Consider the following 18,477-nt stretch of genomic DNA (forward strand, 5'->3'; position numbering starts at 1 on the left):
GCTTTGGGTGGTGGATTGCCAGCGGGATGAATCCGCTGTGGACAAGTCTGTTGAAAAGCTGTGTGTTAGCTGTGGGCAAACACTATATGTATTGTTTTACTGCGGAACAGGCCCAAATTCTAGTGGTGAGTGAGCGGCAGAACAAGTCTTGACAGCGCGCTGGAAAACGGAAATCCGCGTGGTTATTGGCTTTGCGGCCCACTTCCAGTTTTCGGTGCTTGCCGTGCTATTGCGGTGCGGCAGGCTACAAGCCCCGTATTACAAGGAATGGTTCGCTGGCAACAAAACAACACCAGATGGTGTGGGCATGGCGTGTGGCGGCGATGCTACGCCGCAGGCATGAAAAAACCGCCACGGTGGGCGGTTCGTGTCGTGGCCAAACCCGCTGCTCAGGGTTCGATCCAGATCAGGCTCGCCATGCGTCCGGTGGTGCGGTCGCGGCGGTAGGAGAAGAAGCGCTCGCGGTCGATCACGGTGCAGAAGTCGCCGCCGTAGACGTCGGAGATGCCGAGTGCCGCCAGCCGCTGTCGTGCCAGCGTGTAGATGTCGGCCAGGAACTTGCCCTCGCCGATGTCGGTGAAGGCCTGGGCGGCGGCGGGGTCGTGCGCCATGAAGGCGGCGCGCACCTCGGCCCCGACTTCGAAGGCATCCGGCCCGATGGCCGGGCCGAGCCAGGCCATGAGGTTGGCCGCCGGCTCGTTCATTGCGCTCACCGTGGCCTCGATCACGCCGTCGCACAGTCCGCGCCAGCCGGCATGGGCGGCACCGACCACGCTGCCGTCACGGCTGGTAAGCAGTACCGGCAGGCAGTCCGCGGTCATGATCACGCATACCGCATCCGGGGTGCGGCTCACGCTGGCATCGGCCTCGGGCGGGGTTTCGGTGACGTCGGCGGCGTTCACCACGCGCGTGCCGTGCACCTGGTTGAGCCAGGCCGGTTCCTCCGGCACGAAGCGGCGCAGCGTCTCGCGGTTGAGGGAAACATGCTCGGGGAGATCGCCGACGTGGGCGCCGAGGTTGAAGCTGTCGTAGGGCGCTTCGCTGACGCCGCCCTTGCGGGTGGTGACCAGGGTCTTGACCTTGGCCGGTGCCGGCCAGTCGGCCGTCAGCCAGTCGGGGTTAGTCGCGAACATACAGCACCTCGACATCGTAGTCTCCGTCGTCCCAGTCCTCGTCGTCCTCGTCGAGGTTGTCGTGCTCGGCCATTTCCTGGGGCTGGCCTTCGCCGCCCAGTACCGCGAGCAGGTGCTTCATGTCATCCGGCAGCTTGGCCTTCCAGGTCATTTCCTGGCCCGTGGCCGGGTGGGTCAGGGACAGGCTGTAGGCGTGCAGCGCCTGGCGGCCCAGCGCCTTGACGGCCTCTTCGACCTCGTCCGGCATGGTGTGGCGCGGGTTGCCGTAGAGCGGGTCGCCGGCCAGCGGGTGGCGTGCTTCGCGCATGTGCACGCGGATCTGGTGCGTGCGGCCGGTTTCCAGACGGCACTCGATATACGAGTGACTGGGGAAAGTGGCCAGCACGCGCACGTGGGTGATCGCCTGCTTACCGCCGAATTTCACCACGGCCATGCGCATGCGGTTGTGTGGATCGCGCCCGATCAGGGTTTCGATCTTGCCGTCGAACGGCACCACGCCGTCCGCGATAGCCCGGTAGATGCGTTTGACGCTGCGCGCCTGCATCTGGCGTACCAGCTCGGTCTGCGCCGGGATGGTCTTGGCCACCACCATCAGGCCGCTGGTTTCCTTGTCGAGCCGGTGCACGATACCGGCGCGCGGCACGTGGGTCAGGGCAGGGCAGTGATGCAGCAGACCGTTGAGCAGCGTACCGGTCCAGTTGCCGGCCGCCGGGTGCACCACCAGGCCGGCAGGCTTATTGATGATGATGATGTGGTCGTCTTCGTAGACGATGGGCAGTTCCATCGCTTCCGGATGGTAGGCGAGCTGTTCTTCGGTTTGCTGGACGGCAACTTCGATGTGCTCACCGCCCAGCAGTTTGGTTTTGGGGGCGGCAGGCTTGCCGTCCAGCAAGACGTGGCCATCCTTGACCCACTGGGTCAGGCGGCTACGCGAGTAATCCGGGAGGAGTTTAGCCAGCGCCGCGTCGAGCCGCTCGCCTGCCAGAGACAGGGGAACGTCGAACTGTTGCGTCGCGGATACCTCGTTTTCAGAGATATCGCTATAATCCTCGGAGTCAAAGTAAGGATCGGTCATGAAAAGATACGTTGCAGCAATGTTGGTGGCGCTTAGCCTCGCCGGGTGTGCTTCCAATGAGCCGTATGATGAAACACGCAGTTGGACCGTTGAAAAACTCTACGCCGAGGCAAGGGACGAGTTGAACAGTGGTAATTATACCCGTGCTGTCAAACTCTACGAAGCGCTAGAGGCCCGTTTCCCTTATGGACGTTATGCCCAGCAGTCGGAAATGGACCTGGCGTACACCCATTACAAGGACAATGAGCCGGAACTGGCCATTGCCGCGGCCGACCGTTTCATCAAGCTGCACCCGACACACCCTAACCTCGACTATGTGCTCTACCTGAAGGGCCTGGTGTATTACAACGATGATTCCGGTCTGCTGGCCAAGTGGGCCGGCCAGGACATGAGCGAGCGCGATCCGCGCGCGACGCGCGAAGCGTTTCTGGCGTTCCGCGAGCTGACCAGCCGCTTCCCCAACAGCCAGTACTCGGCCGACGCTACCGAGAAGATGAACAAGCTGATCAAGGCGCTGGGTGGGCACGAAATGCACGTGGCTCGCTATTACATGAAGCGTGACGCTTACCTCGCCGCCGCCGGCCGGGCGCAGAACGTTGTGAAGGAATACGCCAACACCGGTTATCTGGAAGAGGCCCTGGCGCTGACCGTAACGGCCTACGACAAATTGGGCATGCCGCAACTGCGTGACGATGCCCGGCGCGTACTGGAACTCAATTACCCCAAGAGCCAGTACCTCGCCAAAGGCTGGCAGACGGAAGAAATGCCGTGGTGGAAGTTCTGGAAATAATCCGGTTCGGCAGTTTCGGTTGAAGAAGACGGGTCGCAACAGCGGCCCGTTTTCTTTGTGCTATGGCGCGACGGGCGCAGCCGGCGGGGTGGGCGATGCTGCCTGGTTTTGAGAAGAGGGCGCTACGGGTGGGCCGCCTGAAAGGAGGAGCCAGGTGCAGGCTTGGTCAGTAGCGGGCAACGAGTTGGGTTGGACAAAAAAATGGGTCGCATCAGCGACCCATTTCATTTTCAGCTGTCTGGCTCAGGCTTTCGGCTCGATGCCGATGATCTTGCCATGACTATCGTGGTGTACCACGCAGACCGAGGCAGCACGACCGGCCAGAATCTGCTGCTCGCCCATGCCAAAGTGGTTGGCGTAGCTTTCCAGCGTTTCCAGCTGATGGGCAGTGGCTTTCGGCTTGCGGGATGGTAGCTGCGACCACAGCAGCAGGGTGCCGGAGGTGCCCAGCAATGCCACGACCGAATTCTCCAGCGAACCCGACGACCCGGTGCTCAGCGTCTTGGCCAGCAGTTGCTGGTAGCTGGCACCCCAGCTGGTGAGCCAGTTGGCGCCATTGACGATGGGGCGCCACAGGTACAGCCAGCCTGCCCATGCCACCGCGGTGGAAGCATTGGACAGCAAGCGCTGATGCCAGCGCAGGTGATGACGGGCGTTGATGATCAGGTTGTCATGCATGGAGAATCCTCTTTTCGATTCGATCAGGCGCGAATGCCGCGGTCCGGGCTTACCCACCGGGCACGTTTACCTTCACCACGCAGCAGTACCTTGGGGAAGGCAACAATGGTTGAACCAATGTTAATGATCCAGAACACCAAAGGATACCAGATCATCCAGTAGTAGTTGCGTCCCAACCCTCTGTCGTAGTGGCTATCAAGCCACTTACTGACGGCAAATTGCAACAGACAGGTGGCCCCCAGGATCACACCGCTCCATTGAGGAATCAGCGGTGATCCAACATGGGGCAGCCAGCCGGTCGGCAGCAACAAACCAGCGGCCCAGATGATCACCAGAAGCAGCATCACGTAGGACCAGAACAGGCTCAGGCATAGTTCGAGCATCAATGGCCACAAATAGTTCTGGCTCGGGTGGCGAATGACATCGAGGTTCTTCAGCAGGACCTGGGCGCCACCCATGGCCCAGCGCAGGCGCTGTTTCCAGAGGCCCTTCAGTGTTTCCGGCATCAAGATCCACACCAGGGCATTGGGCTCGAAGCGTACGTCCCAGCCGTCCCGCTGCAGCTTCCAGGTAATGTCGATGTCCTCGGTCAGCATGTCCGCGCTCCAGTAGCCCACCTGGTGCACGGCCGACTTGCGGAAGGCCGTGATCACGCCGGACACTGTGAACAGACGGCCGAAACTGCGTTGAGCGCGCTTGATCATGCCGACGATGGAGGAGAACTCGCCAACCTGTACTCGTCCCAGTAGCGTGGAACGATTGCGAATGCGAGGGTTGCCGGTAACGGCAGCGACTTCCGGGTCCTGCACGAAATGGCGCACCATCCAGTGCGCAGCATTGCGGTCGAGGAGGGCGTCGCCGTCGATGCAGATCAGGATTTCATTCTTGGCGAGCAGGCTGCCCGCCTGCAGTGCCATGGCCTTGCCCTGGTTCTGCGCCAAGTGCACCACGCGCAGGTGGTCGTATTTGGCGGCCAGGCGGTCCAGTACTTCAGCGGTGTTGTCCTTGCTGCCATCGTTGATGGCGATCACCTCGAAGTCGGGATAGTCGGTCGCCAGGGCGTGGCTGATGGTTTCCTCTGCGTTATCCCCCTCATTGAAACAGGGGATAAGGATGCTGACCGGCGGCGTGTCCGGCAGGGGGGTGGGCTGGGTGTACGGACCGTCCTTGCGTTCATGGCGCCAGTAAAACAGTGCGGCGCCGATCATCCACAAATAGGACATGAACAGCGGGTAGTAGAACACGAAACCCAGCAGTCCCTGCCATAGTGTTTTCAGTAATGCAATAACCATCAGTCTGCCTAGTGGATGTCCGGTGCGTTCGGCTTGCTGTCCAGAACCGGCTTGAGCACGGCTGGATCCGGATGATCGCGATGCAGGTTGTCAGGGTAGTAACCGACATGGCGTACACCCCAACCATACAGGGTTCGGATGGTGTCCGCCATTTCCTGGCTTGGCACCGGTTTGTTGCTACGCCAGTCGATGGCCTGCAGTTCGAATACCACCTTGTCCATGGCATCCGGATGCTCCTTCACTTTATCGACTATTTCGTGCAGGAAAGCCATCGGATCGGCGGCGTTTTCCATGTACGGCATAGCCATGATGGCGGTGAAGTCGTAGTTGGCGAGCGAGTTGTCGAGCGATTGCGAGTACCACACTTCGGAGCGCGGATTGAGCGCTACGGTGGCGTAGAGATTGCGGGCCGTCTTCAGGCCCGGCTGTTCCTGGCGCACGACCTCGGCCAGTTCCATGGCGAAATTGTCGAGGGTGTTGATCTTGAGGATGGTCCAGCGCCCCAGCAGATCGTCGTTGGCACGGATGTCTTCCAGCGAGGTCGGCAGGCCCCATTCCTTGTAGGTCTTCAGTGCCATCGGGCTGGCGTCTTCATAATCGGACAGCGTGACATCGTCGTGGAACAGCAAGCCCTCGAACGGTGTGGAACGGGCGAGGTCCTGATAGATATCCCTGATGACCTGGCGCGCGCGCGGCGAGAACGGCGACAGGCGCGGATAGCCCATGACGAGGTGGTTGGCCTTGTTGGGAAGGGTGACGACCTTGTCGTTCGCTGCCGGCTCGGTTTTCGGTAGTTCGAAAGCCAGCATCGGCATCCAGGCGTACAGGCGTTTCACCTTTGTGCGAGTACGAATCTGCCAGGCGACGCGGTTGAACAGATCGGCGCGCATCGGCAGGTGGCGGTTCGGGAAGTACACCGCGTCGGCGGCGCCGTTGCCGTCCGGGTCGGCGTAGGCTTGCAGGTAGACGGTATTTACGCCCATGGCGACGATGCGGTCGAGCAAGCGGCCCAGGTTGTGCTCCTGCTGCGCCGGATCCGGGTCGTAGATGTAGTCCAGATCGACGTGCATGATCTTGCCTGGACGATCGTTGTCGGAGATGTTGGCCTCGCGGATGGCGAGTTCCTTGCGGAATGCGTCGAGCGTGATATTGCCCTCGATCAGGACGCGACGCAGTGCGTGCAGCGGCGTTTGTTCGTTGTTGGCACCGTCGTCCAGCGTCATGCCGATCGGCATGCCGAGTTGGCGGGCCACGTCGCTGGACGTGCTGTTGTAGCGGCCGTACGGCCAGATCATGATGCGCGGCGCCTTGCCGGTCTGCTTGCGCAGCAGGTCGCTATTGCGCTTCAGGTCGGCGTAGATACGTTTGCGGTAGCTGGTTTCGTCTTCGTAGCGCTTGAGTTCGGGCAGGTAGCGGCGTGCCGTGGCAGCCGGCTGCATATTGCCTTGTGGGTTGGCCAGAATGCCCTCGTGCATGTTGTAGGTGTGATTGGCGATTTCCACCAGGCCGCTTTGCGTCATGGCGCGCACGTCGTCCCACATCAGCATGACGTTGCGTGGCACGGGCTTGCCTTCGAATCGCACGGTGCCGTTGGTATCGAGCCAGTTGCCGATGAGCGCGACCACGGCCGGCGCCTTGAACATCTTCAGAACCGGGAAGGCATTGGCGTACATCGAGCGGTAGCCGTCGTCGAAGGTCAGCAACACGGCTTTTTCCGGCAGCGGCTTCTTGCCGCTGCGGTCGGCCAGCACGTCGTCCATGCTGACGAAGTGGTAGCCATTGTTCTTCAGCCAATCCATCTGGCGCACGAAATTGGTCGGCGCGACGGCAAAGGCTGGCTCGAGAGCGTCTTTTTTGTCGGCGATTTCGTGATAGGTAAGGATGGTCAGCTTGTTGTCCGGCGTGGCGGCCAGGCCAACGCTACTGAGCAGGCACAGCAAGAATCCCCACAGCAAGGGCATCAGTCGAGTGGTCATCAGTCGTTTTTATATGTCGGTTTAAGTCGGGTCAGCGTAAACGGTGCCGCTAAACTCTGTGCCAGAGGCGACAGGGGCCCGGAGGGAGTCCCGGGAGGCGCGTCATTCTATCAGGAGTGGGCGCGATTGCGAGCGGGAAAATGAGTTTATGTGCAGTGCAAAAGAGGCGCTGTGGTGGAAAGGGGACGAGCTGGTTTCGTTAAGCTTGCCGTAATCTGCCCGTGCAACGAGCTGGTTGGCAAGCAATTGAATTAAAAGGGATAAAGCGGGAGGGTTTCCCGCTTTCGCTGAGATTAGACGGCGTCTTCGTTGGTTTCGCCAGTGCGGATGCGGATGACCTGTTCGACCGGGGAGACGAAGATTTTGCCATCTCCGATCTTGCCGGTGCGGGCGGCATTGATGATGACCTCGATGGCGCGGTCGACCAGATCGTCGGCGATGACGACCTCGAGTTTGACCTTGGGCAGGAAGTCCACCACGTATTCGGCGCCGCGGTAGAGCTCGGTGTGCCCTTTCTGGCGCCCGAAGCCTTTGACCTCGGTGACGGTCAATCCGGTGACGCCGATTTCCGACAGAGCTTCGCGCACTTCGTCCAGCTTGAACGGTTTGATAATGGCCTCGACCTTTTTCATTTTGGGGTGCTCCTTGACGGCACGTGGGTTTGTTGTGGGTGGGTAAATGGAAATTTTGCCAGGCATAACGGCTGCCGGCCTTAAGTTCCAAGGGTTTTTCCTGTATTATTACGCGCTTTCCTGATACTTGTCGCGGGTGTCGAATGTCGCACATTCTCAAGCTGCGGGGCGGTGTTGCCCTGTCCCAGTTCCGTTTGGACAAACTCCTGACCGCTGCGCGCGAGGCTGGTTTGCCTCCGCTCACGCTCAATGCCGAGTTCTGGCATTTTGTCGAAAGCGATCGGGCGCTCTCTGAAGAAGAGCAAGCGGTTCTGGCCAAGCTGATGACCTATGGCGAGCCGCCGCTCGCCACTGCCCCCACGGGCGAACTGTTCCTTGTCACCCCGCGCCTGGGAACGCTGTCACCGTGGGCTTCCAAGGCTACCGATATTGCCCAGCATTGCGGCTTGGAGGGCATTCACCGCATCGAGCGCGGCACGGCCTTCCATGTCCTGCCTTCCGCGCCGCTTTCCGACGATCAGCGTCGTGTGCTGGTCGGTCTGCTGCACGACCGTATGACCGAAACGGTGCTGACCTCGCTCGACGAGGCCAATCGCCTGTTCACCCACGTGGAGCCGCAGCCGCTGACCACGGTGGACATCCTTGGCGGTGGCCGCGATGCGCTGGTGGCCGCCAACGGCGACCTCGGCCTGGCGCTGTCGCCGGATGAAATCGACTACCTGGTCGAGAACTTCACTCGCATGGGGCGTAATCCGACCGATGTCGAGCTGATGATGTTCGCCCAGGCCAACTCGGAACATTGCCGTCACAAAATCTTCAACGCCCAGTTCATCATCGACGGTGAAGAGAAACAGAAGTCGCTGTTCCGCATGATCCGCGATACCCACGAGGCGCACCCGCAGGGCACCCTGGTGGCGTACAACGACAACGCCTCGGTGATCGAGGGTGCCGAGATCGAGCGCCTCTATCCGCAGCCGGACGGCCATCAGTACGCGTTCCACACGGAACAGACGCATATCCTGATGAAGGTGGAAACGCACAACCACCCGACCGCCATCTCGCCGTTCCCCGGCGCGTCGACCGGCAACGGCGGCGAGATCCGCGACGAAGGCGCGACCGGTCGCGGCTCGCGCCCGAAGGCGGGTCTGACGGGCTTCACCGTGTCCAACCTGAACATCCCCGGCTACAAACAGCCGTGGGAAGTGTATGGCGAGCAACAGGCCGAGTACGGCCGTCCGGGTCGCATCGCCTCGGCGCTGCAGATCATGCTGGACGGGCCGATCGGCGGTGCCGCCTTCAACAACGAATTCGGCCGTCCGAACCTGACTGGCTACTTCCGTACCTTCGAAGAGCTGTTCGAAGGCGAGATGCGCGGTTATCACAAGCCGATTATGATCGCCGGCGGCCTGGGTAATATCCAGCATCAGCAGATCCGCAAGAACATCATCCCGGAAGGCGCTCTGCTGATCCAACTGGGTGGCCCGAGCCTGCTGATCGGCCTGGGCGGCGGTGCTGCTTCCTCGATGGATACCGGTGCCAACAGTGAAGACCTGGATTTCGATTCGGTGCAGCGCGGCAACCCGGAAATCGAGCGTCGCTGCCAGGAAGTCATCGACCGCTGCTGGCAGCGCGGTGACAAGAACCCGATCGTATCGATCCACGACGTCGGTGCCGGTGGCCTGTCCAACGCCTTCCCAGAGCTGGTGAACGACGCCGGCCGCGGTGCCATTTTCGTGCTGCGCAAGGTGCACCTCGAAGAGAAGGGCATGACGCCGATGCAGATTTGGTCGAACGAGTCGCAAGAGCGCTACGTGCTGGCCATCCTGCCGCAGGACCTCGACACCTTTACCGCCATTTGCGAGCGCGAGCGCTGCCCGTTCGCGGTGCTGGGCGTGGCCACCGACGATGGCCACCTGCAGGTGCGCGACGACGTCTTCGACAACAACCCGGTGGACATGCCGCTCAACGTGCTCTTGGGCAAGCCGCCGCGCATGACGCGCGACGTGAAGAGCGTGGACGTGCCGCAACGCCAGTTCAACGCCTCGGCGTTCGATTTGCGCGAATCGGCCTATCGCGTGCTGCGCCTGCCGTCGGTAGCCGACAAGTCGTTCCTGATCACCATCGGCGACCGCACCGTGGGCGGCATGACCGCACGCGACCAGATGGTCGGCCGCTGGCAGGTGCCGGTGGCGGACGTGGCCGTCACCACCATGGGATTCAACACCTATCGCGGTGAAGCCATGGCGATGGGCGAGCGCACGCCTCTGGCGCTGTTCTCGGCGCCGGCCTCCGGCCGCATGGCGGTGGGCGAGGCGCTGACCAACCTGGCTTCGGCCAACGTGGGCGATCTCGGCAACGTCAAGCTGTCTGCCAACTGGATGGCCGCTGCCGGCCACCCGGGCGAAGACGCCAAGCTCTACCAGACCGTGGAAGCGCTATCCGGCCTGTGCCAGCAGATCGGCGTTAGCGTGCCGGTAGGCAAGGACTCGCTGTCGATGAAGACGGTGTGGGAAGATGCCGGCGAGAAGAAAGCCGTGACGGCGCCGCTGTCGCTGATCGTCTCGGCGTTCTCCCCGGTGGAGGACGTGCGCAAGACGGTAACGCCGGAACTGAAGAACGACGCCGGTACCGACCTGATCCTGATCGACCTGGGGCACGGCCGCTGCCGTTTGGGTGGTTCGGCGCTGGCGCAGGTGTGGAAGTCGATGGATGGCAAGGCGCCGGACGTGGAGAGCCCGGCCGAGCTGCAGGGCTTCTTCAGCACCATGCAGTCACTGCTGGCCGACCAGCTGGTGCTGGCCTATCACGACCGTGCCGACGGCGGCCTGTTCGCCACGTTGGCCGAGATGATGTTTGCCGGCCGCGTCGGCGTTACTGTCGACCTGCAGGAACTGCTGATCGAGCGCAAGAACACCCAGGCCTATCTGGACGACTTCGTGCCGCCTTCGGCGGAGGCCGCGGCGCACGGTCGCGTGATGCGCGTGCTGTTCAACGAGGAGCTGGGTGCCGTGATCCAGGTAGCCAAGGCTCATACCGCCGAGGTGATCGCCCGCTTCGTCAAGGCCGGTCTGGAACGCGCCCTGTTCGTGCTGGGTTCGGTGAACGGCGACGAGCGACTGGTGATCCAGCGTCAGAACGACGTGCTGCTCGACGAAAGCCGCCTCGATCTGCAGCACGCCTGGTCGGAAACCAGCTACCGCCTGCAGCGCCTGCGTGACAACCCGGCCTGCGCCGACAGCGAATACGCCCAGCTCGACAACACCGCTTCAGGCGGCCTGTTCGCCAGGCTGTCGTTCGACGTCGACGCCAACCCGGCGGCGCCCTTCATTGCCACCGGCGCGCGTCCGCGCATCGCCGTGCTGCGCGAGCAGGGCGTGAATGGCCAGATCGAAATGGCGGCGGCGTTCACCCGCGCCGGTTTCGACGCGGTCGACGTGCACATGAGCGACATCATCGGCGGGCGCGTGTCGCTGGCCGATTTCAAGGGCCTGGCGGCCTGCGGCGGCTTCAGCTACGGCGACGTGCTGGGCGCCGGCGAAGGCTGGGCCAAGAGCATCCTGTTCAATGCCCGTGCGCGCGACGAGTTCGAAGGTTTCTTCATGCGCGCCGACACCTTCGCGCTGGGCGTGTGCAACGGCTGCCAGATGATGTCGAACCTGTCCGGCATCATCCCGGGGGCGCAGCACTGGCCGAAGTTCCACCGCAACGCTTCCGAGCAGTTCGAGGCGCGCTTCGCCATGGTGGAAGTCGCCGCGTCGCCGTCGATCTTCCTCGCCGACATGGCCGGCAGCCAGCTGCCGGTGGTGGTCAGCCACGGTGAAGGCCGCGCGGTGTTCGCGGAAGGCCATCAGCCGCAGGTCCTCACCGCATTGCGCTACGTCGACTTCGCCGGCCAGCCGACCGAGACCTATCCGCTGAACCCGAACGGTTCGCCGGAAGGCATCACCGGTGTCACCACCGCCGACGGTCGTTTCACCATCATGATGCCGCACCCGGAGCGCGTGTTCCGCACCGTGCAGAACTCGTGGCATCCGGCCGAGTGGAACGAGAACGGCGCCTGGTTCCGCATGTTCGCCTCGGCACGCAAGTGGGTGGGCTAAGCCCCCGGCAATCAGACAAAACGGACGCTTCGGCGTCCGTTTTTTTATGCGCGGGTTGAACCGCTGGGCGGCAAGCGGCGGAACGCCGCGATGCAGCAGGGGTTTCGGTCTTTATGCGAGGCGGTTGTCCGGGCACTGGCGCAGCACCCGCCGGCCCTGTTCGATGATGGTGGCGGTCAGCTGCCGCGCCAGCGCGACTTCCATTTGCCAGTGGTGCCAATAGAGCGGTACGTCGAGGTGCTTGCCGGGTGCCAGGTCGACCAGACGGCCATCGCCCAGCCCCGCTTCCGCCATGCCTTCCGGGATCAGGCCGTAGGCGATGCCGGCCAGCGTGTAATCGAGAAAGCCTTGCACCGAAGGCAGCGTGAGCGCCGGGAAATCGAGCGTAAACGCCAGTTGCTGCTGCAGGAATGCCTGGTGCAAGCTGTCCTTGCGGTCGAACAGCAGCGCCGGTGCAGTGCTCAACGTGGCGTGGCTGACGCCATCGGCAAAATAACGCTGGACGAAGTGTGGCGCGGCCAGGCAGAGGTAGCGCATCGAGCCCAGGTAATGGCTTTCACCGCCCTGGATGGTCTGGCAGCGGCTGCTGACGCAGCCGCTGACGTGGCCGCCGCGCAGCAGTTCGTGGGTGTGTTCCTGATCGTCGACGCGGATGTCGAGCAGCAGGCGCGTCGCTTCCAGTGCCGGTCGTGCCGCGTCGAGAAACCAGGTGGCGAGGCTGTCGGCATTCACCGCCACCGCCAGCGTCGAGAAGCCGGCGTGGCCGTCGCCGGCCTGCAGTGTTTCCATCAGCTCCGCCTCCATCAGCGTGAGCTGGCGGAAGTGCTGGATCAGGAGGCGGCCATGCGGCGTGGCATCGACCGGGGTGGTGCGCGTGACCACCGGCTGCCCCAGGCGTTCTTCCAGTTGCTTGATGCGCTGGGAGACGGCCGACTGGGTCAGGAATAGCGCCTTGGCGGCCTTGTCGAATCCGCCGTTTTCGACGACGGCAGCGAGAGCCTGCAACAGCTTGGGGTCGAGCATGTGTCTGGTGTCCGGTGGCCTGGCGGGTGCCGGGCAAAGTGATGTTAATGGTAGGGTCTTGGCAAATCTGCTAGGCTCTAGCCCACACGGCAAAGACCGTAACGAACTCATGAAAAAAGCATAATAAGATATACGACCTGCTTCGGCCAAGGTTGGGGAGACAGGGGAGACTATGCAGACAAGCCATGGCGACGAGCCATTGCATTCACTCAGCCGACTGCTTGGCTTTCGAGAGGAAGACGGCGAGACCTTACGACGTCATCAAGACAAGCTGTTGCTGGGCCGCGAGGTACTGGGTAAGGAGTTTTACTGGTACCTGCTGAAGAATCCGGAAACGTCGGCCTTGCTGCCGGCCATGAGCGGTGAGGGACTGGACCGTCTGATCAGCCAGCAGATGGATTACTTCGAGGGCGTGGTGTCGCAGCCGCTGAGCGCATTGCAGGCGGAAAAGGTCATCGCGCTGGGCCAGATGCACCACCGTATCGGCGTCAGCATGGTGTGGGTGGCAGGGGCGTACGAGCGTTATCTGTCCCACATGTTGAGCCGGCTCAACGACGCGCACTACCCGGATGAGGTGCGGCGGCCACTGACCCGGGCCATCCGCAAGCGCATCCTGCTCGACATGTTGCTGCAGCTGCAGGGTTTTCAGCAGTCGATTTCTGCCGAAACCCAGCTGCAGCACCGCCACATGCTCGACATGTCACGCATGTATGCCACCTTGAGCGGGGTGAGCCTGGCCTTGATTCACTCGCGCAGCCGCGACGAACTGTTTCACGCCATTTGCTCCACCTGCGTGGAAAAGGGCGGGGCGACCTACGCTGGCATCAGCTGGATCGATACCGCCACCAACCACCTCGAATACAAGGTCTTCGCCGGACCGGAATCCACCGATTTCATCCATCAGTTGTCACGGGCGTTATCGCTCGACCCATCCAACCCCTACAGTCGGGGTCCGACCGGTCAGGCGGTGCTCACCATGACGCCGCAGGTGGTCAATTGCTGCGAGGCCGAGCCGATGATGGCGCCCTGGCGCGCCTTGTTCGAGCGTGAAGGCATCAAGAGCCTGCTGGCGGTGCCGCTGTTCATGGAAGGCAAAGTGGTCGGGACGCTGACGCTGCATTCGCGGCTGGCGGATTTTTTCGATCTCGACAAGGTGGCGCTGGTGCAGACCATGGCGAGCGAGATCGGCCACGCGCTGGAACGGCTGGATGCGCTCGATCGCAGCTCGCGCGCCGAGGCGCGAATTCGCTATCTGTCGGACCACGACCCGCTGACCGGGCTGCCCAACCGCCAGAACATGCAGGGGCTGATACAGGGGCGCATCGAGCAAGGGGCGGGCGCCGAAGCGGTGGTGGTGATCGCCCTCGCCATCGACAGCTTCCACCAGATCAACGCCCGCCTGGGGCATGAAGGCGGCGACCTGGTGCTGTGCGAGGCGGCCCGGCGCATCGAGCAGTGCCTGGGCGACACCGGGCGCGTCGGTCGCGTCGGTGCCGCGCGTTTTGTCATCACCAGCGGCTACAACGACCGGCTGGAGAACCTGCTGGATCGCCTGCTGCAGGTGATGCGCGAGCCGGCAGAGTGCCTTGGCCAGTGGGTCGACGTACGTTCCAGTTGCGGGGTGGTGGTGAGCCATGCTGACAGCGACGCGGCGACGCTGTTGCGGCGTGCCGAGGTCGCGCTGGCCCGCGCCAAGGAGTCGGGGGGCAACCAGTACCGCCACTACGACCAGCGCATGGACGAGGAAATCCACCGCATCCACAGCTTGCGCGCCGCGTTTGCCGAGGCCCTGGCGAACAATGCGCTGGAGCTGTTTTACCAGCCCAAGATCGATCTGCGCAGCGAGGTTTTGCAAGGCGTGGAGGCGTTGGTGCGCTGGAAGCGGCAGGATCAGTTCGTGTCGCCCGGCGAGTTCTTCCCGGCGATCGAGCACACCGATCTCATGCGCGAGCTGGATTGGTGGGTGCTGCGTCAGAGCCTGAAGCAGATTACCGACTGGAAGGGGCGGGGCCACGTTATCAAAGTCAGCGTCAACCTGTCGGCGATGACGCTGAAGCAGGAGGGCTTCCTGCCCGGCATTGAGTTGCTGCTGGCGAGCTACCCTGACGCAGCCGGCCTGCTCGAGCTGGAAGTGCTGGAGAGCGTGTCGCAAAAGGAAGCGGAGCAGGTGGTGCACAAGCTGGAGCGCTGCCGCCGGCTCGGCATCTCGATTGCACTGGATGACTTCGGCACCGGGGCGTCATCGTTGGTGCACCTGCAGCAGTTGCCGTTCGACACCATCAAGATGGATCAAAGCTTTGTGCGGGTGCTGCTGGAGGCGCCGGGCAACGAGGCGATCATCCACAGCATGGTAGCCTTTGCCCGCTACACGGGGCGCAAACTGGTGGTGGAGGGGGTTGAGAGCAAGGCCATCTGGCTCCGGCTGCTGGAACTGGGCTGCACCGTGGGGCAGGGCTACGCGATTTCCCGGCCAGTGCCGGCCGAGGTGCTGATCGAATGGGCCTTGCAACAGCAGGCCGGTGCAAATATTAATATTTCTTATACAGCATAATATTTAGTAGTTTTATTTATTTTCGGCGCGGGGCTAAGCTGTCGGCAACTTTCGAATTCCGGAGCTTGCCATGTTCAACACACAGGTTGCCCTCGCCGCCTTCTCCCTGTCGCTCAGCCAGATCGTCGGCATCGGCCCGCAGAACGCCTTCGTCATTCGCCAGGGCATCGGCCATAGCCATGTCTTGCCGATCGTCCTGATCTGCATCGTCTGCGACCTGTTGCTGATCGCGGCCGGGGTGTTCGGCATGGGCAACATGGTGCTGTCGATTCCCGGTTTCCTGCCTCTGGTGACCTGGACCGGAGCGGCGTTCATCCTGTGGCTCGGCATCAAGGCGTTCCGCTCCGCCTGCAAACCCGCCACCTTGCGCACGGAAGGGGGCAGCGTGCGCGACCGCGACGAGGTGATCCGTACGCTGCTGGCGGTGACGCTGCTCAACCCCTATGTCTGGCTCGACACCGTGATCCTGATCGGCAGCTTGTCGGCGGCGTACGGCACGGAAGCGCGGCTGTCGTTCCTGGCGGGCAGTTCCACGGCGTCGGTACTGTGGTTCGTGGCCATTGGCGTGTTCAGCATGAAACTGGCGCCGCTGTTCCGGCAGGAACGCAGCTGGCGTGTGCTGGATGTGATGGTGGGGGTCTTGATGGTGATGACGGCGGCCTCGCTGATCCAGCAGCACGGCTTGCAGTATCTGTAATGCGAGCGGGAATGCCTGGCGGCTTGATGTAGTGCGTCACACGGGGCCGTTTTGTCTGCCGGGTCGGTGCCATGAGCCCGCCGGAGGCGCCGCAATCCTGTCATGAAAACGCTTCGGCCAACCTGTGGAGGTTGGCCGAAGCGTTTTGGCGGGGGTCAGATCGGGTTGTTGACCAGATCGTCGTGGGTGAGCAGGAACACAAAGCCGTCGCCGCCGCTGGTTTCCATCCACATGAACGGCAGTTGCGGGAAGGCTGCCTCCAGCACGTCGCGGTTGTGGCCGATTTCCACCAGCAGCACGCCGTGTTCGGTGAGGAATTCGGGTGCGCGGCGCAGGATCTCGCGCGTGGCATCCAGCCCGTCACGGCCCGAACCCAGCGCCAGTTCCGGCTCGTGCAGGTATTCGGCCGGCAAGTCGTCGACCGACTCCTCGTCCACGTAGGGCGGATTGGAGATGATGAGGTCGTATTTCTCTTCCAGACCCTGGAACAGATCGGTGTGGACCAGCTGGATGCGGTCTTCCAGGCCGTAGCGCTGCACGTTGATCGAGGCCACTTCCAGCGCATCGAGCGAGATGTCGACGGCGTCGATCTGGGCATCGGGGTAATGATGCGCCATCTGGATCGCCAGGCAGCCCGACCCGGTGCAGAGGTCGAGGGCGCGGTGCACCAGTTCCGGATGCTCGATCCACGGCGCCAGCGGTTCACCCAGGAGTTCGAAGATGAACGAGCGCGGCACGATCACGCGTTCGTCGACGTAGAAGCTGAACTCGCCCTGCCAGGCCTCGTGGGTGAGGTAGGCGGCCGGGATGCGCTCTTCGGCGCGGCGCTCGATGATGTCGATCACGTCCTGGATTTCGGTCGGCAGCAGCTTGGCGTCGAGGAACGGCTCCAGGCGGTCGAGCGGCAGCTTGAGCGTGGCCAGTACCAGGTAGGCCGCCTCGTCGTAAGCGTTGTCGGTGCCGTGGCCGTAGCTCAGCCCGGCGTCGGTGAAACGGGAGACGGCGAAGCGCAGCAGGTCACGCACCGTGGTCATGACGGTAGCAGCTTGGGCGTACATTGCGGGTCCTTTCAATGGGAAGGGGACAGGCAGCGGCGGCCACCTGTCCCCAGAATGGGAATGTCTGTTACGGCGACTCAGAACGGCAGCGGGGCCGACGTCGCCTGGCTTAGTATCTGGCGGAAGTCGTGCTGGATGCGTTCCAGCGCCGCCTCGTTATCGGCCTCGAAGCGCAGTACGATGACTGGCGTGGTGTTGGAGGCGCGCATCAGGCCGAAACCGTCGGCGTATTCCACGCGCAGGCCGTCGATGGTGATGACCGATTCGGCGTTGTCGAAGCGCGCGGTCTGCTGCAGCTTTTCGATCAGCGCGTGGTTCTCGCCCTCGCGCGCCATCTTCAGGTTGAGCTCCGGCGTGGACACGGCATTCGGCAGCGCGTTGAGCAGCGCGTTGGGGTCCTCGACGCGCGACAGCACTTCCAGCAGGCGGGCGCCGGTATACATGCCGTCGTCGAAACCGTACCAGCGCTCCTTGAAGAACACGTGGCCGCTCATCTCGCCCGCCAGCAGCGCGCCGGTTTCCTTGATCTTGGCCTTGATGAAACTGTGGCCGGTGCGTGCCATGACCGGTTCGCCGCCGTTGTCGCGAATCCACGGGCCGAGCAGCCGGGTGGACTTGACGTCGTAGATGACCTTGGCGCCCGGGTTGCGCTCCAGCACGTCGGCGGCGTACAGCATCAGCTGGCGGTCGGGCCAGATGATATTGCCTTCCTTGGTGACCACGCCCAGGCGGTCGCCGTCACCGTCGAAGGCGAGGCCGATTTCGGCATCGGTCTTGGCCAGCGCGTCGATCACGTCCTGCAGGTTTTCCGGCTTGGCCGGATCGGGGTGATGATTGGGGAAGGTGCCGTCGACGTCGCAGAACAGCTGGCGCACGCGGCAGCCCAGGCGGCGGTACAGCACCGGGGCGAAGGCGCCCGGGACGCCGTTGCCGCAATCGACCACGATGCTCAGCGGGCGCTCCAGCTTGATGTCGCTGGTGATGCGGTCGAGATAGGCATCGACGATGTCGTGCGTACGGTACTGGCCGTCACCTTCGGTGAAATCCTTGTCCAGAATGCGCTGGTACAGCGCCTGGATGTCCGGTCCAGAGAGGGTGTCGCCGGCCAGCATCATCTTGAAGCCGTTGTAATCTGGCGGGTTATGGCTGCCGGTGACCATGACGGCGGACAGCGTGCCCAGCTCGTAGGCGGCAAAATACACCATCGGGGTGGCGACACGGCCGACGTCGATGACGTCGATGCCGGCGGTGACGATGCCTTCGGCCAACGCTTCGCACAGTTCCGGCCCGGACAGGCGGCCGTCACGGCCGACCACGATGGCCTTGACGTTGCGGGCGCGGGCTTCGGAGCCGATGGCGCGGCCGATCTGGTAGGCAGTCTTGTCGGTCAGGGTCTGGCCGACGATGCCGCGGATGTCGTAAGCCTTGAAAATGTCTTTGGACAGTGCGCTCATGAGCTTGTCTTGTTCCCG

The 18,477-nt window shown here is 62.9% G+C and carries 14 protein-coding genes; 5 read left to right on the top strand and 9 right to left on the bottom strand.

The genetic code is table 11. The features are described 5' to 3' along the window. The first annotated feature begins 148 nt into the window (after positions 1-148). Positions 149-343, top strand: a complete 195-nt coding sequence (locus tag NH8B_RS20875) for a hypothetical protein (RefSeq protein WP_148282961.1) — start codon at positions 149-151, stop codon at positions 341-343. A gap of 46 nt (positions 344-389) precedes the next feature. On the opposite strand, the gene pgeF is transcribed toward NH8B_RS20875, so the two are convergent. Then, positions 390-1,133, bottom strand: coding sequence for a peptidoglycan editing factor PgeF (pgeF, locus tag NH8B_RS09285; RefSeq protein WP_014087072.1), 744 nt, complete (start codon positions 1,131-1,133; stop codon positions 390-392). After that, positions 1,120-2,208 (bottom strand): 23S rRNA pseudouridine(1911/1915/1917) synthase RluD, encoded by a 1,089-nt coding sequence (gene rluD, locus NH8B_RS09290; RefSeq protein ID WP_014087073.1) that lies wholly within the window; start codon positions 2,206-2,208, stop codon positions 1,120-1,122. Before rluD ends, pgeF begins: the two co-directional genes overlap by 14 nt. Between rluD and NH8B_RS09295 the strand changes: the two genes are divergently transcribed. Next, positions 2,207-2,998, top strand: coding sequence for an outer membrane protein assembly factor BamD (locus NH8B_RS09295; protein WP_014087074.1), 792 nt, complete (start codon positions 2,207-2,209; stop codon positions 2,996-2,998). The genes rluD and NH8B_RS09295 overlap by 2 nt on opposite strands. A 243-nt stretch (positions 2,999-3,241) precedes the next feature. On the opposite strand, the gene pgaD is transcribed toward NH8B_RS09295, so the two are convergent. From pgaD to NH8B_RS09315, 4 genes are all read right to left on the bottom strand, one after another. Then, a complete protein-coding gene (gene pgaD, locus NH8B_RS09300; protein ID WP_014087075.1) occupies positions 3,242-3,676 on the bottom strand; it encodes a poly-beta-1,6-N-acetyl-D-glucosamine biosynthesis protein PgaD in 435 nt (144 codons plus the stop codon). Between the two features lie 23 nt (positions 3,677-3,699). After that, complete coding sequence (gene pgaC / locus NH8B_RS09305) at positions 3,700-4,968, bottom strand: poly-beta-1,6-N-acetyl-D-glucosamine synthase (RefSeq protein WP_008954084.1); 1,269 nt, start codon at positions 4,966-4,968, stop codon at positions 3,700-3,702. 8 nt (positions 4,969-4,976) lie between these two features. Then, positions 4,977-6,944: a poly-beta-1,6-N-acetyl-D-glucosamine N-deacetylase PgaB gene (gene pgaB / locus NH8B_RS09310; protein ID WP_014087076.1), complete on the bottom strand. Its 1,968-nt coding sequence runs from the start codon at positions 6,942-6,944 to the stop codon at positions 4,977-4,979. Positions 6,945-7,237: 293 nt separating this feature from the next. Then, on the bottom strand, positions 7,238-7,576 hold the full coding sequence (locus tag NH8B_RS09315; RefSeq protein ID WP_008954086.1) for a P-II family nitrogen regulator: 339 nt from the start codon (positions 7,574-7,576) through the stop codon (positions 7,238-7,240). Positions 7,577-7,719: 143 nt separating this feature from the next. Here NH8B_RS09315 and purL point away from each other — a divergent pair, with 143 nt between their 5' ends. Further along, complete coding sequence (gene purL, locus NH8B_RS09320) at positions 7,720-11,676, top strand: phosphoribosylformylglycinamidine synthase (protein WP_014087077.1); 3,957 nt, start codon at positions 7,720-7,722, stop codon at positions 11,674-11,676. 111 nt (positions 11,677-11,787) lie between these two features. Here purL and NH8B_RS09325 read toward each other — a convergent pair whose 3' ends face one another. Further along, on the bottom strand, positions 11,788-12,699 hold the full coding sequence (locus NH8B_RS09325) for a LysR family transcriptional regulator ArgP (protein WP_014087078.1): 912 nt from the start codon (positions 12,697-12,699) through the stop codon (positions 11,788-11,790). 172 nt (positions 12,700-12,871) lie between these two features. On the opposite strand from NH8B_RS09325, the gene NH8B_RS09330 reads away from it, so the two are divergent. Continuing rightward, the gene (locus tag NH8B_RS09330) at positions 12,872-15,250 is read left to right on the top strand and encodes an EAL domain-containing protein (RefSeq protein ID WP_014087079.1); all 2,379 of its coding nucleotides are present in this window, start codon (positions 12,872-12,874) and stop codon (positions 15,248-15,250) included. 70 nt (positions 15,251-15,320) lie between these two features. Continuing rightward, positions 15,321-15,947, top strand: a complete 627-nt coding sequence (locus tag NH8B_RS09335; protein WP_014087080.1) for a LysE/ArgO family amino acid transporter — start codon at positions 15,321-15,323, stop codon at positions 15,945-15,947. Between the two features lie 155 nt (positions 15,948-16,102). Here NH8B_RS09335 and prmB read toward each other — a convergent pair whose 3' ends face one another. After that, on the bottom strand, positions 16,103-17,005 hold the full coding sequence (gene prmB, locus NH8B_RS09340) for a 50S ribosomal protein L3 N(5)-glutamine methyltransferase (RefSeq protein WP_008954091.1): 903 nt from the start codon (positions 17,003-17,005) through the stop codon (positions 16,103-16,105). A 77-nt stretch (positions 17,006-17,082) separates the two neighbouring features. After that, on the bottom strand, positions 17,083-18,459 hold the full coding sequence (locus tag NH8B_RS09345) for a phosphomannomutase/phosphoglucomutase (RefSeq protein WP_014087081.1): 1,377 nt from the start codon (positions 18,457-18,459) through the stop codon (positions 17,083-17,085). Between the last annotated feature and the right edge of the window lie 18 nt (positions 18,460-18,477).

This window comes from Pseudogulbenkiania sp. NH8B (assembly GCF_000283535.1).
Classification (GTDB): Bacteria; Pseudomonadota; Gammaproteobacteria; order Burkholderiales; family Chromobacteriaceae; genus Pseudogulbenkiania; species Pseudogulbenkiania ferrooxidans.

Coding starts and splice junctions, on each gene's coding strand:
- NH8B_RS09330 (WP_014087079.1), top strand. CDS start 12,872: ATGCAGACAAGCCATGGCGACGAGCCATTGCATTCACTCAGCCGACTG.
- pgaD (WP_014087075.1), bottom strand. CDS start 3,676: ATGCATGACAACCTGATCATCAACGCCCGTCATCACCTGCGCTGGCAT.
- NH8B_RS09295 (WP_014087074.1), top strand. CDS start 2,207: ATGAAAAGATACGTTGCAGCAATGTTGGTGGCGCTTAGCCTCGCCGGG.
- NH8B_RS09335 (WP_014087080.1), top strand. CDS start 15,321: ATGTTCAACACACAGGTTGCCCTCGCCGCCTTCTCCCTGTCGCTCAGC.
- prmB (WP_008954091.1), bottom strand. CDS start 17,005: ATGTACGCCCAAGCTGCTACCGTCATGACCACGGTGCGTGACCTGCTG.
- pgaB (WP_014087076.1), bottom strand. CDS start 6,944: ATGACCACTCGACTGATGCCCTTGCTGTGGGGATTCTTGCTGTGCCTG.
- rluD (WP_014087073.1), bottom strand. CDS start 2,208: ATGACCGATCCTTACTTTGACTCCGAGGATTATAGCGATATCTCTGAA.
- NH8B_RS09325 (WP_014087078.1), bottom strand. CDS start 12,699: ATGCTCGACCCCAAGCTGTTGCAGGCTCTCGCTGCCGTCGTCGAAAAC.
- NH8B_RS09345 (WP_014087081.1), bottom strand. CDS start 18,459: ATGAGCGCACTGTCCAAAGACATTTTCAAGGCTTACGACATCCGCGGC.
- pgeF (WP_014087072.1), bottom strand. CDS start 1,133: ATGTTCGCGACTAACCCCGACTGGCTGACGGCCGACTGGCCGGCACCG.
- pgaC (WP_008954084.1), bottom strand. CDS start 4,968: ATGGTTATTGCATTACTGAAAACACTATGGCAGGGACTGCTGGGTTTC.
- purL (WP_014087077.1), top strand. CDS start 7,720: ATGTCGCACATTCTCAAGCTGCGGGGCGGTGTTGCCCTGTCCCAGTTC.
- NH8B_RS09315 (WP_008954086.1), bottom strand. CDS start 7,576: ATGAAAAAGGTCGAGGCCATTATCAAACCGTTCAAGCTGGACGAAGTG.